We start from the raw sequence: 25,241 nt of genomic DNA, 5'->3' as shown, positions 1-25,241 counted from the left end.
GTTGCTAAGTAGGTAGGCGTTAAAAATTATTAGACACCCCCCTTATCAAGGGGGGACTAAGGGGGGATCGGCACCCCCTTATCAAGGGGGGATTAAGGGGGGACTAAGGGGGGATCGGCACCCCCCTTATTAAGGGGGGGCAGGGGGGATCGAACCTAAAATCCATTTTTAATTTAATTATAACCAGCTACTTATTCTCATTATCCTTCAGCATTCCCTAATTTTCCCCGAAACGGTAGCCCTTCCCATAGACAGTATTAATTAGAGGTGTTTCTCCGTCCGCTTCGATTTTACGACGCAGCAAGCGCATCAGGGCAGCAACCACATTACTATTAGGTTGCTCTCCTTCTGACCAGAGATGCTGATAAATTTGTTCATGGGTGAGAAGTTGACCCGAATGGGTCATAAATAAAGTCAATAATTGTACTTCTTTTGCTGATAAACTAATCGTGCGACCATGACGATAGGCCACTTGATTTTCGCTATCGAGTTCTAAATCAGCACATTTTAATTTACTGCTATTACTAGCTTCAAAATTGGGAGAACGACGCAATAAAGCGCGGACTCTCGCTAATAATTCTCGCAGTTGAAAGGGTTTGACTAAATAATCATCAGCACCGGCATCTAATCCCGCCACTCGATCGTCTATGGTATCCTTAGCGGTTAGAAATAAAACTGGAGTGGTGTCCCCCTGATCCCGTAAATATTGACAGATTTGTAATCCAGATTGCTGGGGTAACATCCAATCGAGAATTAAGAGGTCATAATTATTCTCTCGTGCCAATTCTAACCCCGTCCGACCATTATCAGCAATATCCACTTCATAGCCTTCTTGATCAAGAATTTGTTCTAAGGGTTCGGTTAATTCGTGTTCATCGTCAACGATAAGTATTTTCATAAAAGTAAAAAAGATGGTGTCGGGTGTTGGGGTTTTGGGGTTTTTAGTTGAATCTCCCCATTTCCCCATTTCTCCTAATTATCTATCTTTGGGTAATAAATTGCGCCATTCGAGAGGGATATAACTTTCAATAAATCTAGCTAAGGTTGGGTAATGACGCTGATACAAAACTCCCATATAGATAATACCAAGTCCTAGGACGGTTAGGGCAAAGGGAAAGAAAATTGAATCGGCAAAGATACGATAGGAGAGATAGGAAAGATAGGCAAATACTCCGATACCTCCGAAAACCACAAATAATCTTCTTTTTAGTAGGATGGATAATAACATCAATCCCAAGTTAATTAGACAGTACAAAAATCGTTGTGCTTCATTATCATCGATTAGGAGAGATAGACTAAACCAAAACATAATCAATCCGAATAGGTATAGCCAAAAAGCAAAATCTCCCCGACTGCGACGCTGACGTACATCAATTAAATAGGCAGTTATTAAACAGGCAATTCCAAACCAAAAGGATACCCACAGTCGCATTCTCCATGTATATTCGTCCTCTCCAAATAGTAAAGGAGTTAAATCCATTGACATATACCACAGACTAAAAGCGATCGGTGCAGTTAAAAAGGGAAATTTAACAAATCTTAAAGTTATTAATCCTGCGATAATCGTGCCTAATTCCATTAAAAACCAACTGCCTTTAATCCATGTATGGAAATCTCGATAGATGCCTGGATATCCGGCTTGCCAGTATCCTGTCCAGCGTTGTAAACCATAGATTGCTAAGGGAGTCATTGCCACTGCCATGGTAAATAAAAGGCCGCCGGGGATTTTGAGATTTTGCTGAAAATAGAGATTTTTACCGGTGAAAATAAAACAAATTGCATAAAACAGGGCGATAAAAAATAGTCCTGCACCACCGAAACTCTCCCAAGCTTCGTTCATAAACCACCCCAGGGCAGAGATAACAATTAATGCCCCAAAATAATAGGCTACATTAGCAAAATTAAAGCGAGGGCGATTAACTTCATCTTCATGGGGATAACGGGATATAAAAGCCGCCCATAAATTTTCAGCTTGGCTGGCAGTAATTAGGTTTTGTTGTACCGCCCAATCAAAATCTTCTCTTTCTAGTCTCATAATATTCTCTAGTCCTTAAGCTAAGATGTATTTTAACCGCTTATCCTAATGATAAGGGAATAGGGCATAGGTGCAAATGTCAAATCCTGTAATAAAACTTAAGTAGGTAGGCGTTAAAAATTATCAGATACCCCCCTTATCAAGGGGGGCAGGGGGGATCGAACCTAAAATCCATTTTTAATTTAATTATAACCAGCTACTTAATATTTACCGCTAGAAACATCCGAAATCTGCAAAATAGAGTATGATCCAATCTAGATTAACTATTATCGAAGCCATCATGACAACTAAATCAGAACTCTATGAACAAGATTTTCAATTATGGCTGATAACAACAATAGGTCAGTTAGAACAAGGAGATTTTCAGGCATTAGATGTATCTCATTTAGTTGAGGAGTTGAAAGAATTGGGTAAATCAGATAAAAATGCCCTAGAAGGAAATTTAATGATTTTGCTGGCTCATTTACTGAAATTAAAAGTACAATCATCTGTCCCTGAAAGCATGAAATCTAGCTGGTATAGCTCCATTGTCGAACACAGGGAAAGAGTTATCGCCTTACTAGAAAACACCCCTTCTTTGAAATCTCATCTAGCAATCGCCATCGATAAAACCTATCCTAAAGGTCGTAAAATTGCCATCAAGGAAAGTAAATTGGCTGACTTGGGAATTGCGATTCCTCCAGAGGAAGCCTATCCCTTAGACTGCCCTTTTTCCTTAGAACAAATTCTTGACGAAGATTTCTATGCCTGATAAGTAGGTAGGTGTTAAAAGTTGTCAGACACCCCCCTTATTAAGGAGGATCTCCCCGCCTATCGGCACCCCCCTTATCAAGGGGGGCAGGTGGGATCGGCACCCCCCTTATCAAGGGGGGCAGGGGGGATCAGAGGCAAAATCTATCTTCAATTTAATTATGACTACTTACTTAATTCATAAGTAGTCGTGCAAAATTAATTTCTTGGTTAGGATAGGCAAGAGGCAACGGTAAAGGGATTGAGGGAGATTGAGCTAATTTAAGGGTAGGTGGTTAAAATGCGTTCTAGCATAGCTTACAAGCTTTTTTGCCCAACCCTAGTTAATCAGCCTGCAAAAAATAAGTAAAAATTATAAATTTAAGGTAAGTAATTAAAATATTTAAATATTTTGACCAATCAGTTAAATGTAAAAAGTAAGTTACAAGATTTTTATTTTCCCAGAATTTGCCAAAATTTGGCTGTAAATCGGGGTTGCCTACATTTATTAATCTGGTATGATCGTGGTATGCTGTGGGCTTAGTTTAAGCATTAAATCTCAAATCAACGCAAAACCAAGGCAATCAGGGGACTATATCGATTCTCTTGCCCAAAAAAAGCCGCCAGTGGCGAAATTTTTTTATGTGACAATTTTTTAAGTTTTGTAAAGGCTATTGACTTAAAGCCAGAATTGTGTAGGTTAAGAAGTTTAGTACAAATGGTCAGAGTCCTTCTCCCTGCTCCGGCGCTCATAGACAGTCTTATACCAAATTTCTAAATCCATGACAGACATCCAGGCTCGAATGCTTGCCAGGCCTGCATTCGTTGTGACACAAATAAAGAAAAATGGTATTAACGAGTAATTTAGACAGTCAACACCCGAACAAGTTGGGTACCAGGAGGAGAATTCAACTCCTGTCCCCCTGTTTTTTGGGATATCAATTGCGCTTAAGGTACTTCAGTCCAGCGCCTAAGCCTCCTAGCACCAGCAAACTCAGCACAGTTGAGGGTTCGGGAATCGGAGCCGAAAAATTAGAAATCGTCACACTACCGGGTCCAAAAATGTTGTCAAGAGTGTAAACACGGAAACCGAAACTGTCGCCAGCTAGGACGTTAAACGTCGATGTCCCGTTACTTGGACTATTAGTCAGGAAGGAGAAGCTGCCGTTGAGCAGATAGCCGAAGCCATCCCAGGTAGGATCATCAGCAGACGAATAGTTCCAATCAAACGTCACCGTCCCAGCCGCAGCCGCAGTGGTGGTGTAGTCTGTGGTTCCAAAACTGTTAGAACCATTGTTCCCCCCAGTCAGGCTAATGGAAGCAGGAGCGCCGCCGGTATCGACGAACCCGTCGGCATTACTATTGGCAAATGTCCAGTTAATGGGATCGTAAGCGTCTTGGAAACCGAACACTGTTGCGGCACTAGCACCAGAAGCAGCGGCTAGAGTGAGGCTAACAGTAGTGACAGTCATTGCGGTCTATGACCGCAATGACTCGAATAATTTTGGCGATTTGGTGGCCATGGCCCTAAAAATAAATTAATGTACCCCTTAAAGTTAAGGTTGATCAAAATATTTTTCAAGAGGATTTTTTATAGAAATATTACGATCATATCTATATATAGCGTTTCTGATTCACAAGAGGTACATTCCCGATCCTGAACAGCTTAATCAGCAAAGATTTAAGTGTGCCGCACAGATGCGAGAACCGCTATAGATAAGTAAATGGTTGGTTCTCTTATTCTTTGTGTGATCAGTGTAACTTATATAGTAGCGATCGATCTTTGTGTCCTCTGTGTCTGGAGTGGTTCTTTCCACTCATTCGCCTGCAAATCTACTCGAATCTGGCACTGCTGATTTTTTATCTGAGTTTGAAGAGGGGCTGAAAACTGGCGCAATGTGGACACCGATCGAAAGACTAAGCTAAACTGGTAATGACTATGTATTAGGGCGGAGGTCAACGGACGCAACTATGGACAATTTGGAGGTAAAACAAAAACCGATCCGGTGTTTAGAAGATGCGATCGAAAGGTGTCAAACTTTAGGAATGCGGGTTAGTCGTCAGCGTCGCTATATTTTAGAATTGCTGTGGCAAGCGCAGGAACACCTATCAGCGCGAGAAATTTATGATCGTCTCAATCTGCAAGGAAAGAACATCGGTCATACCTCAGTGTACCAAAACCTAGAGGCTCTATCGGGTCAAGGCATTATCGAATCTGTGGAACGCTGGGACGGCAGACTTTACGGCAACATCAGCGATTCCCACAGTCACGTCAATTGTCTGGACAGTCAAGAAATAATCGATGTGCATATCGAACTTCCCCCAGAATTAATTAAACAGATCGAGGCATCGACGGGGGTAAAAATTACCGATTATCGCATCGATTTCTATGGCTATAAACAAAACAAATGAGCCAGATAACTGTATAATTGACCCTGTGAATAGTATCCGTTGACAGGCTGCAACTCTTGTGATCGATCGCCCTCTCACCCTAATTATCATCGATAATGACCCGATTTTCCGCTTGGGTCTGGTGCAGGCCTTGTCGCAGATAGAAAATATTAGTATCGTCACCGAAGGGGATTTAGAAACGATTTTCGCCTTGACTCTTAATCCGGCCCCCGAAATTATTATTATTGATCCTCTCTTTGATTGGTCTTACTGTGAAATTCTCCACTCTCGCTATCCCGAAAGTAAAATTGTTCTATTAACCTTTCCTCTCGACTCCCGACAGCAACTAATCGCCAGAGAATTAGGCATCGCTGGTTATATTCCCAAAGGCACAAACCTAGAGCAATTTATCACTATTTTAGGGCAAATTTCCCGGGATGAATCCCACGATGTTGTCCCTTCCCCTCTCACCATTGCTACCCGTGCAAGTTTAGCTCCTAGCCATTGGTTAATCAGTGCTGGCAAAACGGGATTAAATCGCATCGAAAGTGAATTACATTTAATTGATCTCCATCTTAATCAACAGTCTTTATCCGGCTTTGATCGCTTTTATTGGCAGGGGAGAAAACGAGAACTTTTAGCATCCCTATGGCTAGTCAGAAAACTAATTCCCCTCGAAGGTAGCTATTACAATTCAGCTTTAGTGACACCCCCAATAATAATTAACAATATCGATCGGGAATTACCTATTTTAAGCCGCGAGCGTCCCCTCTGTGTTTCGGCGGTTTTTGAGTCCACTTTAGCAGTCATTCGATCGCCTTTAATCAATAGAACAAAGATCAGTTTTGAAATTGATGTTTTACAGGATAATCGGCAACGGGAATTATTGTATTTAGTTCTCGATGAAATTCGTAAAAATGTCGATGAAATGAGATATTTACAGATTAGCCGCGGAGAATTAACTGGTCGCTTAAATCTGATTATTTACGATATATGGGAGAAAGTGACCCGTAAATTTTTAGAAATTAATGCCTCGGTTTATGACGAAATTAGTAAAGGCAGACTTAACGAAATTATTCTAGAAGAAAGAGAGGCAATTCAAACAGAAATCCTCAATAAAATTCCTTTTACTCTTGACTTATTTTCCTATTTAGTGTACGAAAATAGTTTAACTATTGACGGAGTAGGATACCGAGCTAATGCTCCTGAAACCATCGCCAGAGCCGAAATTCTCCTGCAAAATCTCATTCATAATCTTGCCAATGCAGTGATGGTAATTATTCTTAATAACTTCTCGGAATCGGAAAGAATCAAACAAAAACTTTACCGGTCGGAATTTCTCATCGCCAGAAAATTAGCTAAAATCCGCAATGAATTATCTTGGAAATACCGACGGCAACAATACTGGCAAGGACCAAAAGATATCTTTGAAAGTCAATATCAATTATTTCACTATAGCGAGGGACAAATCAAATCTTTAGCCATTTATTCCCCCCGACAGGAAGAATTAAACAGTTTAACAGGCATACCCTGGTTAGTTTCGATCGCCTTAGAATTAAGAGACTCTTTATCCCCTCGTTTACGCGCTTTTTTTCGGGTGGTGGGTAATGGAGTAGTCTATATTCTTATCCAAGTTATCGGTAGGGGTATTGGTTTAGTAATTCGCGGGGTTTTACAGGGAGTCGGTAACACTTGGCAGGAAGTAAAAGGTAAAAAGGGATCATGAATTATGAATTATGAATTATGAATTAAGTACCTGGTTATAATTAAATTAAAAATGGATTTTAGGTTCGATCCCCCCTGCCCCCCTTGATAAGGGGGGTGCCGATAGGCGGGGGGATCCTCCCTTAATCCCCCCTTAATAAGGGGGCATCTGATAATTTTTAACGCCTACCTACTTATGAATTATGAATTATGACTGATAACTGATAACTGATAACTGATAACTGATAACTGAAGTGGCCCTAACTTTTACAATTCCTTGTCAAAACTGTATTTATCGCGAATCTGTCCGACAAAAAACTGTCCTTTCGATGGTGCGGACTGAAAATCTTTATATACTGCCAAAGGTAGATCATGATAAAGATAGATACCACCGTGATTAAATTCCACTTTCAGAATTTTTTTTTCCTCATCGTAGTCAAAAGATTTAATCGCTGTACTTTGACTTTTTAATAAGGGGAAAGCAATCACATCGCGAATACTGGCAGAATCGGTTAATAACATGATCAGGCGATCGATGCCAATTCCTAAGCCTCCCGTGGGGGGCATTCCGTATTCTAAAGCGGTTAAAAAGTCCTCATCAACTCCCTGCGCTTCCAAATCTCCAGCCGCTTTTTTGAGTGCCTGTGCTTCCAATCTTTGCCGTTGATCGATGGGATCGGTTAACTCAGAAAAACTATTAGCTAATTCCCGTCCAACCACATATAATTCAAATCTTTCCACGAGGTCAGTTTTTGAGCGATGGGGTTTAGCTAAAGGGGAAATTTCCACGGGAAAATCTAGCACAAAAGTGGGCTGTATTAGCGTTTCTTCGACTTTTTGTTCAAAAGCTTCATTTAAGAGCTTACCAATGGTTTTACAGTCCTCTGGAACGCCAATGCCGGCATTTTCTGCGGCAATACGAGCCGACTCGAAATCCTCAAAACTATTCAAGTCAACCCCGGTTATTTCTTGGACTAATTCGTGCATAGTCACTCGTCGCCAAGGGGGAGTTAGGTTAATTTCCCTGTCTTGATAGGTGATTTTCAGCGTACCTAAAACATCTTGTGCAGCATTAACAATAATGTTTTCGGTTAACTCCATCATGTCATAATAATCGGCATAGGCCTGATAGATTTCGATGGAAGTAAACTCGGGGTTATGTTTAGTAGAAACCCCTTCATTACGAAAAATTCGGCCTAACTCAAAGACTTTTTCAAAACCACCGACTATTAATCTTTTTAGATGTAATTCGGTGGCAATGCGGAGATATAACTCCATCTCCAGCGTATTATGATAGGTGATAAACGGTCTAGCATCGGCTCCTCCAGCTTCACTTTGTAGCACGGGAGTTTCAATTTCAATAAAACCTTCTTGGTCTAAATATCTCCGAATAGAAGCAGTAATTTGGGCGCGACGGCGAAAAGTTTGTCGCACTTCGGGATTAACAATTAAATCCACATATCTTTGTCGATAACGTTTTTCTACATCGGTTAAACCGTGCCATTTATCTGGGAGAGGTAAGAGGGATTTAGTGAGAATTTCGTACTGGTTTACATAGATAGATAATTCGCCGCGTTCTGTGCGTTTAATCGTCCCTTTTGCCCCTAAAATATCGCCTGTATCGGTTAGTTTAATCACCGTGTTAAAGGCATTCGGCACGGCGGCCATAGTTTCACTAATGCGTTTTTTATCGAGGTATAATTGAATCGTTCCCGTTTCATCTTGCAGGTTAAAAAAGGCTAGTTTACCCATAATTCTTCGGGCAATAATCCGACCAGCAATTGCTACTTCTGTGCTAATTTCTTCTCCCGGTGCTAAGTCAGCGTACTGCTCTTGTAATTGTTGAGCATGAGCGGTAGATTTCCAATGGTAAGCGAAGGGATTTAAGCCAGCTTTTTGCAATCCTGCCACTTTTTGTAAACGAGCAGCCCGGATTTCTTCGAGAGTAGAGGAGGGTTGATTTTCAGGATTTTGTGCTTGAGATGCCATCGTTTTCTAAGAGGAACAATTCTGGGAAATTTTTAGGTTTTGGGGATTTCAGTTATCAGTTATCAGTTATCAGTTATCAGATGTGAGTTAAGTGGGTGGGTGGAATTAAATATAAGATAGACGTAGGTTGGGTTGAAGCATGAAACCCAACGCCTGCCCATGTTACGCTACCGCTAACCCATCCTACAAATAATTGTGCCTCCCTACTTATCAGTTTACTGTTTACTGTTCACTGTTCACTGAAAAGTTATCGTCCCATTTCTCGCTTTAATTTTTTCAATTCTTCTTCCATTTCCCATTCTTTAAATTTTAGATCGAGATTATCGTAGTTCGAGCGCTGATAGTCCGATTCTTGGGGTTGATCCCAAAAAGTGGTTTCCCAGTCACGGGACTGATTTTTGGGGGCTTTTTCAGCTTTAATTTGCACTTCCTGACGACGTTGTTGGACTTGTTGCAGTAACTCTTCGGATTGAGTCAGACGTTTTTTCACCCCTTCCATCCGTCCCCAAAGTTGATTACCCTGACGAAATAGAGCCGCCTCGCGTTCACTGGCAGCCTTAACCAAGTCCTGCCGTCCAGCGGCCTTAGCCTTATCAATTCTAGCGTGCCAAGTTTGGATATCTTGGGCAGTGGCCAAAATTTGCTGTTCGAGACGTTGACGCTCATTTTCTAGGGCGCTAATCAGTTTAGCAGTATCGCGCTCCTGTTCGCGCAGTTGTTCCACCAGCGCCTGTAATTCTAATTGGGGATGACTTCTGAGAAATTCTTCCAGTTGGGTTTCAAGAAAGCGACTGACATCATCAAATAGATTGCCCATCTGTGCAGTATCCTAAATTTGCAATTAAAGTCTAGGAGCGATTTTAATCCCCCTCTTTTTAGCATAGGCTAGATCAACCCTAGATTTAAATATATTTGGAAAAAGTAGTACAAAAATGTTATTCGGCTGCGGGTTAGGGACGGGGAAACCCGTATAATAAAACTAGAGTAATATTTCCTGAAACCCTCTTAATTGTTTGACTTAAGTGACAACTTCACCAGCTTGGACAGAACGCATCGGTTATCAACGGGATTGGGTGTGGCGCGGTTGGCAAATTCGTTATAGTTTTATGCCGGCAAAAAATCCCCAAGATGCCGATAATCCCCCTTTAATTTTACTGCATGGATTTGGAGCGGCGATCGAACATTGGCGCCATAATATTCCTATCCTCAGCCAAAATCATCGAGTTTACGCGGTAGATTTATTAGGATTCGGTGGTTCGCGTAAAGTGCAGGTTCCCTATACCGTTAATCTCTGGGTGGAACAGATACACGATTTCTGGCAAACTTTTATAAATAGACCGGTGGTATTAGTGGGAAATTCGATCGGTTCTTTAGTTAGTATGGCCTTAGGGGGTAAATACCCGGAAATGGTAGCCGGATTAGTTATGCTCAGTTTACCCGATGTCAGCCGTCGGCGGGAAATGATCGCCGATTGGTTATTAAATATCGTCACTCCCATCGAAAACTTTTTCACTTCCCCTTGGCTATTAAAACCGATTTTTTACTATCTGCGTCGTCCGCAAGCCTTAAAAAAATGGACAGGAATCGCCTACGAAGACAAGAAAGCCGTTAGCGACGAATTAGTGCAAATTATCGCCGCCCCAACCCTAGATGAGGGGGCAGCGGAGGCCTTTATTTCCCTAGCACAAGCTGTCAATCATCCCGAATATTGTCCACCGGCAAAGTTAATTTTACCACGCTTAGAAATCCCGATTTTATTGTGTTGGGGCAAACAAGATCGCATGGTTCCCGTCCAGTTAGCTCCGGGTTTTGTCTCCCTTAATCCTAGAATTAAATATGTAGAATTTGACCGGGCCGGTCATTGTTTACAGGATGAATGTCCTGACCGTTTTAACCCAATTTTATTAGAGTGGCTAGAATCTGTTCCTGTTCTTTGAGATGAACGTAGGTTGGGTTGAAGCATGAAACCCAACGTCCGCTCCTGTTACGCTACCCCTAACCCATCCGACAAATAATTGTGCCTCCCTACTTAGAATCCGTTCCTGTTCTTTGAGAGAATAGGGAGAGTGATTGTTGGTGATAGTCCTATGCAAACCTTGGAATCGACGCTCAAACCCCCCGCAACTGCCTCCGAATTCGACACCACGATTCACCGACGCAAAACCCGTCCCGTCCGGGTAGGTAGCGTTACCATCGGTGGTGGTCATCCCGTGGTCGTGCAGTCGATGATTAACGAGGATACCCTTGATATAGATGGTTCCGTGGCCGGTATCCGTCGCCTCCATGAAATCGGCTGTGAAATTGTCCGCGTCACCGTGCCGAGTCTGTCCCACGCCACCGCTTTAGCTAAAATTAGGGAAAAACTGCTCGCCACCTATCAACCTGTGCCGTTAGTAGCCGATGTACATCACAACGGCATGAAAATCGCTCTAGAAGTGGCCAAGCACGTCGATAAAGTGCGGATTAACCCCGGTTTGTACGTTTTCGAGAAACCGAAAGCCGACCGCAGCGAGTATAGTCAAGCAGAATTTGATGAAATTGGCGAAAAAATCGCCGAAACCCTGAAACCTTTAGTAGTTTCCCTGCGAGATCAAGATAAAGCGATGCGAATCGGCGTTAACCACGGTTCTCTGGCCGAAAGAATGCTCTTTACCTATGGCGACACCCCCGAAGGAATGGTACAGTCGGCTTTAGAATTTATCCGCATCTGCGAATCCCTCGATTTTCGCAATCTGGTGGTTTCCCTGAAAGCTTCCAGGGTGCCAGTTATGGTAGCCACCTATCGTCTCATGGTTAAGCGCATGGACGAGTTAGGTATGGATTATCCCCTACATTTGGGGGTTACTGAGGCAGGAGATGGGGAATACGGACGAATTAAATCCACTGCCGGGATTGCCACTCTCTTAGCGGACGGTATCGGTGATACGATTCGCGTTTCTCTGACGGAAGCTCCCGAAAAGGAAATTCCCGTCTGTTACAGCATTCTCCAGGCCCTGGGACTGCGGAAAACCATGGTCGAATACGTTGCCTGTCCTTCCTGTGGTCGCACTCTTTTTAATTTAGAAGATGTTCTGCAGCAAGTGCGGGCAGCGACTCAACACCTCACCGGACTCGATATCGCCGTTATGGGTTGTATTGTCAATGGACCAGGAGAAATGGCCGACGCAGACTATGGTTATGTGGGGAAACAGGCCGGTTATATTGCCCTTTATCGCGGTCGCGAGGAAATTAAACGCGTCCCCGAAAGTGAAGGTGTAAGCGAGTTGATTAATTTAATTAAAGCCGATGGCCGTTGGGTAGAACCTTAATTAGTTTTACCGGTAGGGGTTGACATCTATTCAACCCCTGATAATCAGCTATAATAAAAAGCTTGCTAGAAATTGCCGCCCCAGAGAGTCCATGCTACCTACACGCGATTGTGTTCGTCAAACCCCCGCTTACACTCCGGGAGAACAGCCCCAAACCGCGGGATTTACCAAACTTAACACCAATGAGAATCCCTATCCCCCACCGGCGGAAATTTTTGCCCCCTTGCAAGAGCAATTAGAGAAAGTCCGACTCTATCCCGATCCTATCTCCAAAGAGTTACGGCAAACGGCGGCGGAATTATACGGCATAACAGCCAATCAGATAATCGCGGGTAATGGCTCCGATGATATCCTCAATATCGCCCTGCGAACTTTTGTTAACCCTTGCGAAAGCGTCGCTTTTTTAGATTTAACCTATTCCCTTTACGAGACAATTGCCCGGGTACACGGGGCAAATATTATCGAATTTCCCACTAATGATAAATTTGCATTGGCAGGACCGATTATTTGTCCGGAAGCTAAATTAATTTTTCTGGCTTCCCCTAATCCTCCCCTCGGTAAACATCTTGAGCGCGACTATTTAGAAGCAACCTGTGCTAATGCGTCAGGATTGGTATTAATTGATGAAGCTTATGTGGATTTTAGTGATGACAATCATCTCGATTTTCTCTCCCGTTACGATAATGTCATCATTAGTCGCACCATGTCGAAAAGTTATAGTTTAGCGGGGTTAAGAGTCGGTTTCGGTTTTGCTTCGAGGGCAATTATCGAACAGATGGATAAGGTGCGTGATTCCTATAATTTAGATCGCATTGCTCAAACTTTAGCCACAGCAGCTTTAAAACACCATAATTATTTTGAGCAAGTTTGGCAAAAAGTCCGTCAAACCCGCAGCCGTTTAATTACTTCTCTGCGCGAGTTGGGATTTATTGTTTTTGACTCGGAAGCTAATTTTATCCTCGCTTCTCCCCCGCACATTAGTGCCAGTGAGTTATATAATCAACTCAAAGAGCGTCAGATATTAGTGCGATACTTTAAACATCCTCGCATTCAGAATTATGTGCGGATTTCTATCGGAACCGATGGGGAGATTGATCGCCTTTTATCTGCTATTCAAGAGATTATGGGAACAAATTAATCTCGATTTACGTCAGGGTTTTATTAGCACTTGAAACCCTGATAACTTCTCGAAAAAAAGGCTAGATCGATCGGAACAAAGCAGCGACAAACAAGGGTCTAATGGCCTGTCGTTTCTCCCGATTACTAGCCTTGGCTATCAAGATTATTAGTCCCACAAAAGGATTAAATACCAGCGCACAAATTTTTGAACTTATGCAAGTTTATCCTCAAGGAATCACAGTTCAAGAATTGAGCCAACGCTTAAATCGTCCCGTTTCTATGCTCAATCTTTGTCTAAAATCTTTGGTTGCTTCTAAAAAAATCGTGGCCAGAAAAAATCATAATCAGTGGGTTTATACTAGACCTCTTGTAAAAATCAAAAATTGTTGTTAGGGTTAGGAGTCAGTAGTCAGTAGTCAGTAGTCAGGAGAATTAAGAATCAATCATAATCAATTAAATGGTCTCTTTACAGATGTTAGGCAATTTAACCATTATTTTTGCCGTTTTTGAACCCTGAAAAATTAATTATGCAAGAGGATCACTGTTGATAAAAAAGCTTAGTTTGTCCAGATAAACATAATTAAGATATAGAAAAAGTTTTGATTATTAACCCTATTGCTGAATAACTATTTTAGGCTGTAGGTAGTATTCATCTTCTCTGCTAACTATCTCACCAATGCCGAGAAATTGAGCTTCTAAAGACTCCACAGCAACCAGAGAACCGCTCATAACATTTGTATCGGTGAGATTAATTTTTCTGCCGTGAAACCAATCGATAACTCTCTCTGATGTCAAAGAAATCCAGTCTAGATGTGCCAAGGCAATGCGAGGCGAAATTAAACCCTCGGAATTAGCCATTAAAGCTTCCAGATTAATACTATCAGCTAATTGAAAACCACAGCTTTCCGTGCGAGTTAAACTGGCTAAAGTGCCACCGACAGCTAACACCTTCCCCAAATCTCTGGCCAGGGAACGAATATAAGTCCCCGATCCACAGTGAATATCTAGCTCTATTTGCGGAAATTCGCCCTCTAACCAGCCTAAAACCGTAATTTGGTCAATTTTGACCTGACGAGGCTCCACTGCGATTATTTCCCCTTTGCGCGCCAATTCGTAGAGACGGCGACCATCCTTGTGAATAGCACTATACATCGGCGGAATCTGGGCAATATTGCCGATAAATTCCGCTAAATGGGGCTTAACTGCCTCTAAAGTTAAATCGCCACAGGGACAAGTGGCGATCGCTTTTCCCGTAATATCATCGGTATCGGTGCTGAGTCCTAACTGGATTTTTGCCCGATAAGCCTTATTTTCGGGTAAATAGGGCAGTAATCGGGTGGCAGCACCGACGGCGATCGGTAAAACTCCCGTAGCCATAGGATCTAAAGTTCCGCCATGGCCGACTCGTTTTGTCTTCAGAATTTTGCGGACTTTGGCCACGCAATCGTGAGAAGTCCAATCGGGGGGTTTATTGAGATTTAAAAAGCCAAACATTTGATCAATTGTAGGGTGGACTTGTGCCACTATAGGTCAGACTAAATCCTGTTTAAAAGGTATAGGAGAGTGGGGAGCTTTTTTCAGTGATCGGTCAACAGTAAACAGTGAACTGAAAACTCATATCTGATAACTGATAACTGATCACTGATCACTGATTCAAGGCTGATAGCTAAAAATCTGACGTATTATATAATTGCATAACTTCGCTTAAAGGTAAACGGGAACGAACACCTAGGGAAAGGTCAGAAAAATGACCAAGATCATAATGATCAACGGCAGCGCGAGCAATCATAGCGGCGTTATCGGTACAGAGTTTAAGCGGCGGAAAATAGACGGTTAAATGATGATTTTTGGCGGCAGTTTGCAGATGATTTCTTAAGGCACTATTAGCAGCCACTCCTCCCCCGATCGCGATAGTTTTTAAGCCATAATCTAAGGCACAATTGATTGTCCGACGGGTTAAACTTCTGGCTACCGTATCTTGAAAACTAGCGGCTATATCAGCTACAGGTAAATTATCTGGCTCGAATTTCTCTACTAAGCGCAAAACAGCCGTTTTTAAACCACTAAAACTGGAATCGTAGGCATGAAAACCGCCGGTTGGTAAAGATATTTTACCTTCAGGTAAGGGAAAAGCTTGGGGATTACCATCTTTAGCCATGCGATCGATTATCGGACCACCGGGATAACTTAAGTTTAATAATCGTGCCACTTTATCAAAAGCTTCTCCGGCTGCATCATCTCTAGTGGTTCCTAATTGTTGATATTTGCCGCAGGCCTGCACATGGATTAAACTGGTATGACCCCCAGAGACTAAAAGAGATAAAAAAGGAGGTTTAAGATCAGATTCAGCGAGATAGGAAGCATAGATATGACCTTCGAGATGATGAATGCCGATAAAGGGTTTATCGTGGATAATAGCCAGGGTTTTGGCTGCTGTCATTCCCACCATTAAAGCACCTACTAAACCGGGAGCAACTGTGGCGGCTATTCCATCAATTTCTGACCAAGTTAACCCCGTTTCTTGCCAAGCTCTTTCTAGACAAAAATTAATGGTTTCTAGGTGTTGTCGGGAGGCCATTTCTGGCACAACACCGCCATAGAGACGATGGAGATCAATTTGAGAAAAAACCACACTACTCAACACCAGGTTATTGTTAACAATAGCCACGGCCGTTTCATCGCAACTGGTTTCGATCGCTAAGATAATTGTCATAAATTAATCAGTAAATCGTCAGACACCCCCCTTATTAAGGGGGGATTAAGGGGGGATCCATCTTTAATTTAATTATAACCACTTACTTAATTTTGCTTAGGTACTTAATTAAAATTAAAGTTATCGTTCAACAATTTCCATAGCCACCACCGCCGGGAGTTTCAATAATAAAAATATCACCGGGGTTCACTTCTACAGTCGCAGTACCGGGCAATTCTTCGATAGTTCCATCGTTTCTTTCCACGGCATTACGTCCTATTTTACCGGCTTTTCCTCCCGCTAGTCCAAAGGGGGGAATCAGGCGATTACCCGACAGAATATTAGCAGTCATAGCCTCTTGAAATTTCATTCTTCTAATCACACCATCACCTCCAGAATATTGTCCCTTGCCGCCACTATCGGGGCGAATGCTAAAACTTTCTACTAACACAGGATAGCGCATTTCTAATACTTCCGGATCAGTGAGACGGGAATTAGTCATTTGGGTTTGTACGGCAGCAGTTCCCGCAAAATTTGCCCCCGCACCAGAACCGCCGCAAATAGTCTCATAATATTGATATTCTTGATTACCAAAAGTGAAATTATTCATCGTCCCTTGGCTGGCTGCTTGAATGCCTAAAGCACCGTATAAAGTATTAACTATTGCCTGGGAAGTTTCCACATTTCCCGCTACTACGGCAGCTGGATAAACGGGATTAAGAAAACAGCCAGATGGGATAATTAAATGGAGGGGTTTGAAACAGCCAGCATTTAAAGGGATTGCCTCCTCCACAAGGGTACGAAAAACGTATAAAACCGCCGCTCTTGTCACTGCTAGGGGTGCATTAAAATTATTATTTAACTGGTCAGATGTGCCAGTAAAATCGATGGTTGCTTGACAATTATCAATATCTATGCTAATTCTGACCTTGATGACAGCACCGTTATCCAGATAATAGGTAAATTCACCATCTTTTAAGACAGATATAGCTTTTCTAACCGCTAATTCGGCATTATCTTGAACAAACTGTTGATAGGCTTTAACCATAGCTAATCCGTAGCGATCAACCATATTATGTAATTCTCTTTCTCCCTTGGCATTAGCGGCTATTTGTGCCTGAAAATCGGCAATATTTTGGGCGATATTGCGTGCAGGAAAAGGACTATTAGTTAAGTGATTAATTAATTCTTGTTCCCGAAACTTTCCCGCCGCTACCAGCAAAAAATTATCGAATAAAATTCCTTCTTCGCTAATATGGACAGAATGGGGAGGCATAGAACCAGGGGTAATGCCACCGATATCAGCTTGATGTCCCCGGGAGGCAAGATAAAATAATATTTCCTGATTTTGGCAGTCAAAAATAGGACTAATTACTGTGACATCCGGCAGGTGAGTACCGCCATTATAAGGATTATTAGCTAGATAAACATTCCCCGGACGAATCGTCTCCCCTTTATCCTGAATTAAACTTTTAACACTATCGGCCATAGAGCCTAAATGGACTGGAATATGAGGAGCATTAGCGATTAAGTTTCCTACCTCATCAAAGATAGCACAGGAGAAGTCTAGGCGTTCTTTAATATTGACACTTGCTGCCGTATTTTGGAGAGTAATCCCCATTTCTTCGGCAATAAATTGATAGAGATTTTTAAAGATTTCTAGATAAATAGGATCGGCAACGGTAGTTATTTCTGAGCGGGGAGAATTGAGAGGGAACATAGGAAAATCAGTTATCAGTTATCAGTTATCAGTTATCAGTTATCAGTTATCAGTTATCAGTTATCAGTTATCAGTTATCAGTTAAGCTGTACTGAATTTAATTGGAAATTTTAGTACAAATGCTCAAACTGCCTCTCCCTGCTCCGCGGCTCCGGCGCTCCCCTGCAATCTTAACGAGTAATTTAGATAGTCAACAGCTTACTGGTGATCACTGGCTGTTCACTGTTCACCGATCACTGTTCACTGATAGGGGCTGACTGAGATATAATCGCAGTCAGTACCAGAGGGTGAATTATGGATAAAACCAGCTTGATCGATAAAGTGAAACAAATGGCTAATAAACGCGATTATTTACTGCAATTGCGCGATAAACCCGACATTGGGGGACTGAGATTAGATGTCAATCAAGCTCTTGAGGAGTTGGATGAATTACTCGATGAGTTTCAAGCAACTTTTCCTGAAGAAAAACTTAGTTAACTATCCGACTCGACGGAATTGAGATTTGTCCGATTGTGCTAATTTTCCCAAGTCATCGATCGCTTTGATCAGATCTTGGGAAGATATATCTTTAGAGCAGTATAGGTCAAAGACTGTACTTTGATTATTTTTTTCCATTGGAAGCTTTGCCAAGGAACTATAGGCGATAATGCGAATATAAGGGTAGAATTGTTTGATCTGAATAGCGGCGCTCTGTCCATTTAAGACAGGCATCCCTATATCTAAAATAATTACATCCGGTTGACAACTTTTCGCCAAGTCGATCGCCTATTGACCATTAACCGCAATTCCCACCACCTAACAATGCTGCTGCTGGGAAATTAAAATCTTGAGTCCTAAACGAGTTAGGTCATGATCGTCAGCAATTAAGACTTTAATTGACTCTCTCGTCCTCATTATAATCATTTTCCTTTCCCTAGAGGTCTCACTTGTTATCATTGTAGAGGCTGTTAGTCTTTTTGACTTCACTTCACGACACTTCCCATCACCCCCGCAACGCACACGAAGTGGTCTCCCTTCTCCCCACTCTTGACTTAAAACCCCCCACTGATCACTGAAAAAAGCCCAACTTTGGGCAAAAATCTGGTTTGTGTCCCCTCTTAGCGGTAAAATTTCTACATCTGGACCGTCGAAAAGTATAAGTTTTGTAAAGTAAAATTAAGAAGGGAGACAAATTTAAGATAACCAACGTATGGAAGTAACTTTTACCGCTGCCGAATCCCTAGAAATTGTTGTTGCTGAACAAACCATACCGATTCAGCATTATCTGCGTCAACCGCAAAGATTAGTACAGGCTATCGTTGAGACTAGCTTAACGGAACACTTGTCTGAGCATCGGTTTCGCCTGAAAATGCGTCCCCTAAACTTTTTGAATTTGTACTATTTTCAGCCCACGGTTATCCTCAATGTCTGGGCCACCTCTGGGGGGACGATATTTTTGCAATCAGAAGACTGTCAGATCAAAGGTATTGATTATATCAACGATCGCTTTAGCCTCAATGTTAAAGGCAAACTCGCTCCTGTGGAAAAAAATAATCAAACCTATCTAGCGGGAAAAGCCAATCTTGAGGTGAAAGTCGCTCTACCACCACCATTATGGTTAACCCCGCGTCCGTTATTAGAAATCACTGGCAATAGTCTCTTAAAAGGGGTTTTATTGCGGATTAAACAGCGTTTAATGAGTCAATTGTTGCAAGATTACCAACAATGGGCTAAACAGGACATTATTGCCCAAAATTACCCCGAAACCATTCTTGATCTCTCCCTTAGTTAAATAAAAATATGAGTTGGACAAAAGTATTATCTGTAGATTCCCTTGCCCCCGGCGCCCGTCAAGTGGTAAAAGTGGGGGAAAATTCCATTCTCTTGATTAACAATAACGGTCAATTCCACGCCGTCGGCAACCGTTGTCCCCATTTAAAATTATCGATGACGAAAGGTAAAATTAGCGAGGACGGCGCGATCGTTTGTCCCTGGCATCGTAGTTCTTTTGATCTCTGTAGCGGTGCTGTCAAAGACTGGATTACCTGGCCCCCTGTGGTTAACAAAGCGATGGCGGCAGTTTCTCAACCCCAAGCTTTACCCGTTTATCCCCTTCGCATCGAAGACGGCAGCATCTGGATAGACGCATAACCGCTCACCGAGGGGGGTTTTTGGGCAACCTAAAGAGCAGTTCACTCGACAATGGGTTAATCTCGGAGAATGCCAAACGTACCTCGCTCGCTTCCGTAAAAACCCAGTTATGGACTGTTCCCCTCCCCCGCTCCTAGGGTTGATTCCAGGTAGGGTTGATTCATGAATCAACCCTACCCCGCTCCGGTGATCCCCACTCTCCTGTATATTTTTTAAACAGGATTGCGCGAGGTCATTCTGTTATTCTGACTTCCCCTCCTGACTCCTGACGACCGACTCCTGACTCCTAACCCCACCAAGAAACTTTTTTAACCCTAATTGGTTCCGTTTAAAAGTTGAGAACGAAGCAAATCGATCGCATCTAAATAACTTGGCATCGGTTCATCACCTAACAGACAAGCACTGCGATCCACGCTAATCATATCATCACCCCAAAACACCTGACCGAGAGGAATAGATTTTCCTCGATCCGGTCGCCAATTACTACTAAAATATTTGAGATTAGCGTCCACCACTGCCCCATCAAAAAGATGACCGATACAAAAATAAACATCCTGTAAAATTAGCGGTACGGAGGGGCGATGTAATTGCCCTCGCGAGTTGGGACTGCGGGCTTTATAATGACTACGGGGAAAGAGTCCATAGAGATTTTTTAAAGAAGCAGAAATTAGGGGTTCATCCTTTAAATGGGTGCGTTTTAAGGTTCCAATCGTGATCCGACAATCCACTTCTTCGATAATTTTAGGGGCAAACATCGAGGGAAACCGGACAGGAAAAGGGGAAAGATTCGGATATTCTTGCTGGGTTAAACTATCAGCATCAAGAATATTTATTCCAGGATCGAGAATAGATTTTACTCCCAAAATATCAATAATTTCTCTCAAAGAAATAGCCGAACAAACTCCCTCTAATAAGATAATTTCTGCCCCAGGATTTACCCCCCTCAATCCCCGCAAAACTTGACTTAATACCGGCAGGCTAACCGTTACTGGTGGTGGCACAGGATAACCTAAATTAGGTTTAATTAAAATACGTTTAGCTGTGATAGCTGCCGGGGGAGGTTGATAAACAAAATCCGCCATAGCTGAATTTTTTACCCCGGCAGTAATTGAGGATTGGGTAATCATAGAGAGGAAAATAAATCAATGGGAATTAGCCAGATCATTTAGGGAATTTACCTGCTGTAAAGCTTGCCAGATTACCCCAGAATCGGCCCCAGGAAAATGGCTATTTTCACTAATATAACGCTTCCAGGCCTTAGTTCCGGGCTGACCGGCAAAAAGCTGTAAAAGATGTTTGCTGATCTGGTGTAATTTATAACCTTTACTCACCCACTCATCGATGTAGGGAAGCATTTTTTTGATTACTTCTTCCCGGGTAGGAGGAGTAACCGATTCCCCATAAAAATCTCGATCGACTGTGGCAAATAAATAGGGATTATCGTAGGCTGCCCGACCGATCATAACTGCATCTACTAATTGTAAATGTTGTCTAGCCTGTTCTAAATTAATGATACCGCCATTAATTTCAATAAACAAATGGGGAAACTGATTTTTTAGGCGATAAACATCATCGTAACGTAGGGGGGGAACGGTGCGATTTTCCTTGGGACTTAATCCCTGTAACCAAGCTTTCCGCGCATGGATGGTAAAACGTTGACAACCCGCATCCGCAACAATACGGACAAAATTGGCCATATTTTCGTAACTATCCTGATCATCAATGCCAATTCTCTGTTTTACAGTCACGGGAATCGATACAGCTTGATTCATTGCCGATATTCCCCTAGCGACTAATTCCGGGTTAGCCATCAAACAAGCGCCGAAATTGCCCTCTTTTACCCTAGAACTGGGACAACCCACATTGAGATTTACCTCGTCATAACCCATATCTTCGGCTATTTTGGCACATTCTGCCAAAAGATAGGGATTATCACCTCCTAACTGCAAAGCTAGAGGTTTTTCTGCTAGGGAGAACCCCAGCAACTTATAGCGATCGCCGTGTTTGATCGCCATCGTCGTGATCATTTCCGTGTAGAGAAGGGGACGACGGCTAATTTGTCGCAAAAAATAGCGAAAATGGCGATCGGTATAATCCATCATCGGCGCCACACTTAAAATACTGCCCATTTTCCCCTTGATTTTTTCGCTGATCGGGACATTCTCTGGTGAACCCCAGAGAATAACCAGTCTTCCTCTCAACATATTTTAAAGCTTTTTGGTAAGTAGGTAGGCGTTAAAAATTATCAGACACCACCCTTATCAAGGGGGGACTAAGGGTAGGGTTGATTCATGAATCAACCCTACTATGAATCAACCCTAGGACTAAGGGGGGATCGAACCTAAAATCTATTTTTAATTTAATTATAACCAGCTACTTAAGTTGACTATCTAAATTACTGGTTAACACTGCACCGGAGAAAGGAGAAGGGGACTTTTTTGACTTATCTCCGCAGGATATTTGATCCTTTAATCGTGTCGCGGATGACGATTTTTTGTTCTTTGGAATAACCAGCAAAAGAACGAGTAGCAAGTAACTCGATTTCTACCCCAGTACCCGATCGCAAAGATTCCACAGGTAAGGGTAATTGACCGATATCCAGAATAAATTGATTGCCGTCCTGTCGGACTAAATTAGCGGGCATATCTCCTTCATAGCGAGTGACAAAATCGGTTCTCGGACTGGTTTGCAGGTCGTCTGCTTGCCAACGAGTGACGCGATAACGCACTTTAAATTTAGTGCCGATTAAATTTGATTGGGAAGCTTTATCTTCGAGAAAAAGCCTTAAATCAGTACCATTTCCTGTAATACCTTTTGCTTCTAATTGGGTGACATCTCGTTCAAAAACAGCATTGTAAACGACAAATTCCGTAACATTATTGCGTTTTTGAGTGGTTCCCTCGATCCAGAGTTCACTGGGGACAGTTACCTTCATTTCCTTTTGATCATCGAGGGTTAAAGTAAAACGCTGATTAGCAAACCGGTTAAACTCTTGGGGCGCATTCCAAATTAAAATAAAAGAACGTTCCGATCGATCTAATAAAATCCGATATTGATCATCGATCAGGGAACCGGGGGAAAATAAAGACACTGCCCCAGTGCGAGTTTCCCAACTATTTTTAGAGAGAATATAACCCCGTTCTTTTAACTCCGACAGGGGAACAGTTGCGCTCGGTTGATCGGCAGTTAAAGGGCGATCGATTTGAATTAAAGTTAACTGTCCTAAACGTCCCCCGCGACCGTTACGACCACTATTACCCGTCGCCCCATCGAGACCATCCTGACAGCTAAATTCTCTGGTGGTACAGCTATAATTGGCATCACCCGGCCTACCGCTGCAGGTTTGAATTGTCCAGAAAGGTTGGGAACAGCGACAACCCTTGCCCCCCTGGCCTCCTTGACCCCCAAAACCCCCGGCGCCTCCGGCCGCATTGACCGTTACTTGTCTTAAAAAATCTAAATTAGTGGCATAGAGGGTTAAAGCGCCGCCATTGCCCCCATCACCCCCATCACCCCCATTGCCACCGTTACCACCACCGGCCGCCTGAAGATTTCGTGTTACGTTGCTAGGTTGACCGCTACAGTTGCCATCGCTGCCATTGCTGCCATTTTCACCATCGACCCCTTTTTGTCCTGAAATATCGAGTTTTAGGGGAGAACCATCGAGAAAAAGGGTTAAACTGTCACTATTTTTGCCTTGGCCGCCGACCTTGCCAGCTTTTCCGCTTTGGCCCTGTTTACCGAAAGTCTGTACATCGGAACCTTGGGCTAACCAAGAACAGCGATCGCCCGTCACCGTCGTGGGCATTAGGTACGGTAAAGGGAGAAAAAAGGTGAATATTAATGATTTAGCCCAAAAATTCATGATTTTAGCGAATTTATCCGCAAAGACTCCGATCAATTCCCTCTTGATGACTTTTAGATCTAGATTTTTGTTTCCCCACTATCAATAAGGTGCGCTATCATCCTACACTTACTTTGAGAAGGAAACAGCCAATCGCGAGGGTTACGCGCGTGAAAAAAGTATTAGCTATTATCTTGGGTGGCGGGGCTGGAACTCGCCTTTATCCGTTAACGAAACTGCGGGCCAAACCTGCCGTCCCCCTAGCGGGAAAATATCGCCTAATCGATATTCCCGTCAGCAATTGTATTAACTCCCAGATTGACAAAATCTATGTGTTGACGCAATTTAATTCCGCTTCCCTCAATCGTCACCTCAATCGTACCTATAATTTTACGGGTTTTAGTGATGGTTTCGTGGAAGTTTTGGCCGCTCAACAAACCATGGAAAATCCTCAATGGTTCCAAGGCACGGCCGACGCAGTACGACAATATATCTGGACGATGAAGGATTGGGATATCGATGAATATCTCATTCTCTCCGGAGATCATCTCTATCGCATGGACTACAGCAAGTTCATCGAACGCCATCGGGAAACCAACGCCGATATAACTTTATCCGTGGTTCCCATCGATGAACGTCGGGCCTCCGCTTTTGGGGTGATGAAAATTAATGATTCGGGGCGAATTGTCGATTTTTATGAGAAACCCAAAGGGGCAGAATTGGAAAGAATGCGGGTAGATACGACGATTTTAGGCTTAAGTCCCGACCAAGCTCGTCAAAGTCCCTACATCGCTTCCATGGGAATTTATGTCTTTAAAAAGAATGTTTTAATCGATCTGCTCGATGCCAATAAAGAACAGACCGATTTCGGTAAGGAAATTATTCCCTCGGCCGCTAAAGACTACAATCTTCAGGCTTATTTATTTAAAGGTTACTGGGAAGATATCGGCACGATTGAAGCCTTTTATGAGTCTAATCTCGCCCTGACTCAACAACCCAATCCCGCCTTTAGTTTCTACGACGAAAAAGCCCCCATCTATACCCGTTCTCGCTATCTGCCACCGACAAAAATGCTCAATTGTACGGTGACAGAATCGATGATTTCTGAAGGTTGTATTCTCAAAGAATCTCGCATCCATCACTCGATTTTAGGTATTCGTAGTCGAGTCGGCAAAGACTGCACGATCGAGGATACAATGCTGATGGGAGCCGACTTTTATGAGTCTTTCCCCGAACGGGAAAGTCTGATCGGAAATGCCAAAGTTCCCGTGGGTATCGGTCCCGGTTCCACTATTCGTCGGGCAATTGTGGACAAAAATGCTCGCATTGGTTCCAATGTTTTAATTGTTAACAAAGATCGTGTGGAAGAAGCTAATCGCGAAGATTTAGGTTTCTATGTTCGCAGCGGCATCGTGGTTATTTTCAAAAATGCCACTATTCCCGACGGGACGGTAATTTAATCTATCAGTTATCAGTTATCAGTTATCAGTTATCAGTTATCAGTTATCAGTTATCAGTTATCAGTTATCAGTTATCAGTTATCAGTTATCAGTTATCAGTTATCAGTTATCAGTTATCAG

23 protein-coding genes are annotated in these 25,241 nt (G+C 42.7%); 11 read left to right on the top strand and 12 right to left on the bottom strand.

Annotated elements, in window-relative coordinates; genetic code table 11:
* Positions 1–217 precede the first annotated feature (217 nt).
* Both rppA and IM509_RS12220 read right to left on the bottom strand, forming a co-directional pair.
* On the bottom strand, positions 218–898 hold the full coding sequence (gene rppA / locus IM509_RS12225; RefSeq protein WP_185237279.1) for a two-component system response regulator RppA: 681 nt from the start codon (positions 896–898) through the stop codon (positions 218–220).
* Between the two features lie 78 nt (positions 899–976).
* Positions 977–2,035: a hypothetical protein gene (locus tag IM509_RS12220; RefSeq protein WP_052277728.1), complete on the bottom strand. Its 1,059-nt coding sequence runs from the start codon at positions 2,033–2,035 to the stop codon at positions 977–979.
* Between the two features lie 280 nt (positions 2,036–2,315).
* Here IM509_RS12220 and IM509_RS12215 point away from each other — a divergent pair, with 280 nt between their 5' ends.
* Positions 2,316–2,786, top strand: coding sequence for a DUF29 domain-containing protein (locus IM509_RS12215; RefSeq protein WP_272079471.1), 471 nt, complete (start codon positions 2,316–2,318; stop codon positions 2,784–2,786).
* 916 nt (positions 2,787–3,702) lie between these two features.
* On the opposite strand, the gene IM509_RS12210 is transcribed toward IM509_RS12215, so the two are convergent.
* Positions 3,703–4,236: a PEP-CTERM sorting domain-containing protein gene (locus IM509_RS12210; RefSeq protein WP_072923440.1), complete on the bottom strand. Its 534-nt coding sequence runs from the start codon at positions 4,234–4,236 to the stop codon at positions 3,703–3,705.
* Between the two features lie 499 nt (positions 4,237–4,735).
* On the opposite strand from IM509_RS12210, the gene IM509_RS12205 reads away from it, so the two are divergent.
* Both IM509_RS12205 and IM509_RS12200 read left to right on the top strand, forming a co-directional pair.
* On the top strand, positions 4,736–5,176 hold the full coding sequence (locus IM509_RS12205; protein ID WP_072923437.1) for a Fur family transcriptional regulator: 441 nt from the start codon (positions 4,736–4,738) through the stop codon (positions 5,174–5,176).
* 58 nt (positions 5,177–5,234) lie between these two features.
* Positions 5,235–6,881: a DUF3685 domain-containing protein gene (locus tag IM509_RS12200; RefSeq protein WP_185238075.1), complete on the top strand. Its 1,647-nt coding sequence runs from the start codon at positions 5,235–5,237 to the stop codon at positions 6,879–6,881.
* Positions 6,882–7,126: 245 nt separating this feature from the next.
* Here the strand turns inward: IM509_RS12200 and lysS are convergent, their stop codons facing one another.
* Positions 7,127–8,848 (bottom strand): lysine--tRNA ligase, encoded by a 1,722-nt coding sequence (lysS, locus tag IM509_RS12195; protein WP_052277724.1) that lies wholly within the window; start codon positions 8,846–8,848, stop codon positions 7,127–7,129.
* Positions 8,849–9,095: 247 nt separating this feature from the next.
* Positions 9,096–9,665: a TIGR04376 family protein gene (locus tag IM509_RS12190; RefSeq protein WP_185237597.1), complete on the bottom strand. Its 570-nt coding sequence runs from the start codon at positions 9,663–9,665 to the stop codon at positions 9,096–9,098.
* A gap of 205 nt (positions 9,666–9,870) precedes the next feature.
* On the opposite strand from IM509_RS12190, the gene IM509_RS12185 reads away from it, so the two are divergent.
* The 4 genes from IM509_RS12185 to IM509_RS12170 all read left to right on the top strand — a co-directional run bounded on the left by IM509_RS12185 (position 9,871) and on the right by IM509_RS12170 (position 13,668).
* Positions 9,871–10,785, top strand: coding sequence for an alpha/beta fold hydrolase (locus tag IM509_RS12185; protein ID WP_185237596.1), 915 nt, complete (start codon positions 9,871–9,873; stop codon positions 10,783–10,785).
* A 150-nt stretch (positions 10,786–10,935) separates the two neighbouring features.
* Complete coding sequence (gene ispG, locus IM509_RS12180; protein ID WP_052277721.1) at positions 10,936–12,156, top strand: (E)-4-hydroxy-3-methylbut-2-enyl-diphosphate synthase; 1,221 nt, start codon at positions 10,936–10,938, stop codon at positions 12,154–12,156.
* Between the two features lie 91 nt (positions 12,157–12,247).
* Positions 12,248–13,294: a histidinol-phosphate transaminase gene (gene hisC / locus IM509_RS12175; protein ID WP_185237595.1), complete on the top strand. Its 1,047-nt coding sequence runs from the start codon at positions 12,248–12,250 to the stop codon at positions 13,292–13,294.
* 101 nt (positions 13,295–13,395) lie between these two features.
* Positions 13,396–13,668, top strand: coding sequence for a hypothetical protein (locus IM509_RS12170; protein ID WP_002763859.1), 273 nt, complete (start codon positions 13,396–13,398; stop codon positions 13,666–13,668).
* A 219-nt stretch (positions 13,669–13,887) separates the two neighbouring features.
* Here the strand turns inward: IM509_RS12170 and truB are convergent, their stop codons facing one another.
* The 3 genes from truB to IM509_RS12155 form a co-directional block, all read right to left on the bottom strand.
* Positions 13,888–14,769 (bottom strand): tRNA pseudouridine(55) synthase TruB, encoded by an 882-nt coding sequence (gene truB / locus IM509_RS12165; protein ID WP_052277719.1) that lies wholly within the window; start codon positions 14,767–14,769, stop codon positions 13,888–13,890.
* Between the two features lie 172 nt (positions 14,770–14,941).
* Positions 14,942–15,988 (bottom strand): tRNA (adenosine(37)-N6)-threonylcarbamoyltransferase complex transferase subunit TsaD, encoded by a 1,047-nt coding sequence (gene tsaD / locus IM509_RS12160; RefSeq protein ID WP_185237594.1) that lies wholly within the window; start codon positions 15,986–15,988, stop codon positions 14,942–14,944.
* A 127-nt stretch (positions 15,989–16,115) separates the two neighbouring features.
* The gene (locus tag IM509_RS12155; protein WP_185237593.1) at positions 16,116–17,687 is read right to left on the bottom strand and encodes a hydantoinase B/oxoprolinase family protein; all 1,572 of its coding nucleotides are present in this window, start codon (positions 17,685–17,687) and stop codon (positions 16,116–16,118) included.
* Between the two features lie 294 nt (positions 17,688–17,981).
* Here IM509_RS12155 and IM509_RS12150 point away from each other — a divergent pair, with 294 nt between their 5' ends.
* Complete coding sequence (locus IM509_RS12150) at positions 17,982–18,164, top strand: hypothetical protein (RefSeq protein WP_002734024.1); 183 nt, start codon at positions 17,982–17,984, stop codon at positions 18,162–18,164.
* Here IM509_RS12150 and IM509_RS12145 read toward each other — a convergent pair whose 3' ends face one another.
* Entirely contained in the window at positions 18,165–18,443 is a 279-nt protein-coding gene (locus tag IM509_RS12145; protein ID WP_052277716.1) for a response regulator, read from the bottom strand.
* A gap of 433 nt (positions 18,444–18,876) precedes the next feature.
* Here IM509_RS12145 and IM509_RS12140 point away from each other — a divergent pair, with 433 nt between their 5' ends.
* Entirely contained in the window at positions 18,877–19,458 is a 582-nt protein-coding gene (locus tag IM509_RS12140) for a DUF1997 domain-containing protein (protein WP_052277715.1), read from the top strand.
* A gap of 8 nt (positions 19,459–19,466) precedes the next feature.
* A complete protein-coding gene (locus IM509_RS12135) occupies positions 19,467–19,817 on the top strand; it encodes a Rieske (2Fe-2S) protein (RefSeq protein ID WP_052277714.1) in 351 nt (116 codons plus the stop codon).
* A gap of 314 nt (positions 19,818–20,131) precedes the next feature.
* Here IM509_RS12135 and IM509_RS12130 read toward each other — a convergent pair whose 3' ends face one another.
* The 3 genes from IM509_RS12130 to IM509_RS12120 form a co-directional block, all read right to left on the bottom strand.
* Positions 20,132–20,944: a DUF362 domain-containing protein gene (locus IM509_RS12130; RefSeq protein ID WP_185237775.1), complete on the bottom strand. Its 813-nt coding sequence runs from the start codon at positions 20,942–20,944 to the stop codon at positions 20,132–20,134.
* 15 nt (positions 20,945–20,959) lie between these two features.
* Positions 20,960–21,946: a tRNA dihydrouridine(20/20a) synthase DusA gene (gene dusA, locus IM509_RS12125; RefSeq protein WP_185237777.1), complete on the bottom strand. Its 987-nt coding sequence runs from the start codon at positions 21,944–21,946 to the stop codon at positions 20,960–20,962.
* Positions 21,947–22,260: 314 nt separating this feature from the next.
* Positions 22,261–23,625 carry a collagen-like protein gene (locus IM509_RS12120; protein ID WP_185237776.1) on the bottom strand — a complete coding sequence of 455 codons (1,365 nt, stop codon included), beginning with the start codon at positions 23,623–23,625 and terminating at the stop codon, positions 22,261–22,263.
* A 206-nt stretch (positions 23,626–23,831) separates the two neighbouring features.
* Here IM509_RS12120 and IM509_RS12115 point away from each other — a divergent pair, with 206 nt between their 5' ends.
* The gene (locus tag IM509_RS12115) at positions 23,832–25,121 is read left to right on the top strand and encodes a glucose-1-phosphate adenylyltransferase (RefSeq protein ID WP_052277712.1); all 1,290 of its coding nucleotides are present in this window, start codon (positions 23,832–23,834) and stop codon (positions 25,119–25,121) included.
* Positions 25,122–25,241: the final 120 nt, after the last annotated feature.

This window comes from Microcystis sp. M31BS1 (assembly GCF_020245285.1).
GTDB classification, from domain to species: domain Bacteria; phylum Cyanobacteriota; class Cyanobacteriia; order Cyanobacteriales; family Microcystaceae; genus Microcystis; species Microcystis panniformis.
Note: the sequence above shows the minus strand (reverse complement) of the source record. Positions and strands in the feature narration are given on the sequence as shown.

Bases quoted from the DNA above. Each gene is read 5' to 3' on its own strand.
- IM509_RS12205 (WP_072923437.1), top strand. From the start codon at position 4,736: ATGGACAATTTGGAGGTAAAACAAAAACCGATCCGGTGTTTAGAAGAT.
- IM509_RS12215 (WP_272079471.1), top strand. From the start codon at position 2,316: ATGACAACTAAATCAGAACTCTATGAACAAGATTTTCAATTATGGCTG.
- rppA (WP_185237279.1), bottom strand. From the start codon at position 898: ATGAAAATACTTATCGTTGACGATGAACACGAATTAACCGAACCCTTA.
- ispG (WP_052277721.1), top strand. From the start codon at position 10,936: ATGCAAACCTTGGAATCGACGCTCAAACCCCCCGCAACTGCCTCCGAA.
- dusA (WP_185237777.1), bottom strand. From the start codon at position 21,946: ATGGGCAGTATTTTAAGTGTGGCGCCGATGATGGATTATACCGATCGC.
- IM509_RS12130 (WP_185237775.1), bottom strand. From the start codon at position 20,944: ATGATTACCCAATCCTCAATTACTGCCGGGGTAAAAAATTCAGCTATG.
- IM509_RS12150 (WP_002734024.1), top strand. From the start codon at position 17,982: ATGGATAAAACCAGCTTGATCGATAAAGTGAAACAAATGGCTAATAAA.
- hisC (WP_185237595.1), top strand. From the start codon at position 12,248: ATGCTACCTACACGCGATTGTGTTCGTCAAACCCCCGCTTACACTCCG.
- IM509_RS12120 (WP_185237776.1), bottom strand. From the start codon at position 23,625: ATGCCCACGACGGTGACGGGCGATCGCTGTTCTTGGTTAGCCCAAGGT.
- truB (WP_052277719.1), bottom strand. From the start codon at position 14,769: ATGTTTGGCTTTTTAAATCTCAATAAACCCCCCGATTGGACTTCTCAC.
- IM509_RS12170 (WP_002763859.1), top strand. From the start codon at position 13,396: ATGGCCTGTCGTTTCTCCCGATTACTAGCCTTGGCTATCAAGATTATT.
- IM509_RS12190 (WP_185237597.1), bottom strand. From the start codon at position 9,665: ATGGGCAATCTATTTGATGATGTCAGTCGCTTTCTTGAAACCCAACTG.
- IM509_RS12155 (WP_185237593.1), bottom strand. From the start codon at position 17,687: ATGTTCCCTCTCAATTCTCCCCGCTCAGAAATAACTACCGTTGCCGAT.
- tsaD (WP_185237594.1), bottom strand. From the start codon at position 15,988: ATGACAATTATCTTAGCGATCGAAACCAGTTGCGATGAAACGGCCGTG.
- IM509_RS12210 (WP_072923440.1), bottom strand. From the start codon at position 4,236: ATGACTGTCACTACTGTTAGCCTCACTCTAGCCGCTGCTTCTGGTGCT.
- IM509_RS12220 (WP_052277728.1), bottom strand. From the start codon at position 2,035: ATGAGACTAGAAAGAGAAGATTTTGATTGGGCGGTACAACAAAACCTA.
- IM509_RS12135 (WP_052277714.1), top strand. From the start codon at position 19,467: ATGAGTTGGACAAAAGTATTATCTGTAGATTCCCTTGCCCCCGGCGCC.
- IM509_RS12140 (WP_052277715.1), top strand. From the start codon at position 18,877: ATGGAAGTAACTTTTACCGCTGCCGAATCCCTAGAAATTGTTGTTGCT.
- lysS (WP_052277724.1), bottom strand. From the start codon at position 8,848: ATGGCATCTCAAGCACAAAATCCTGAAAATCAACCCTCCTCTACTCTC.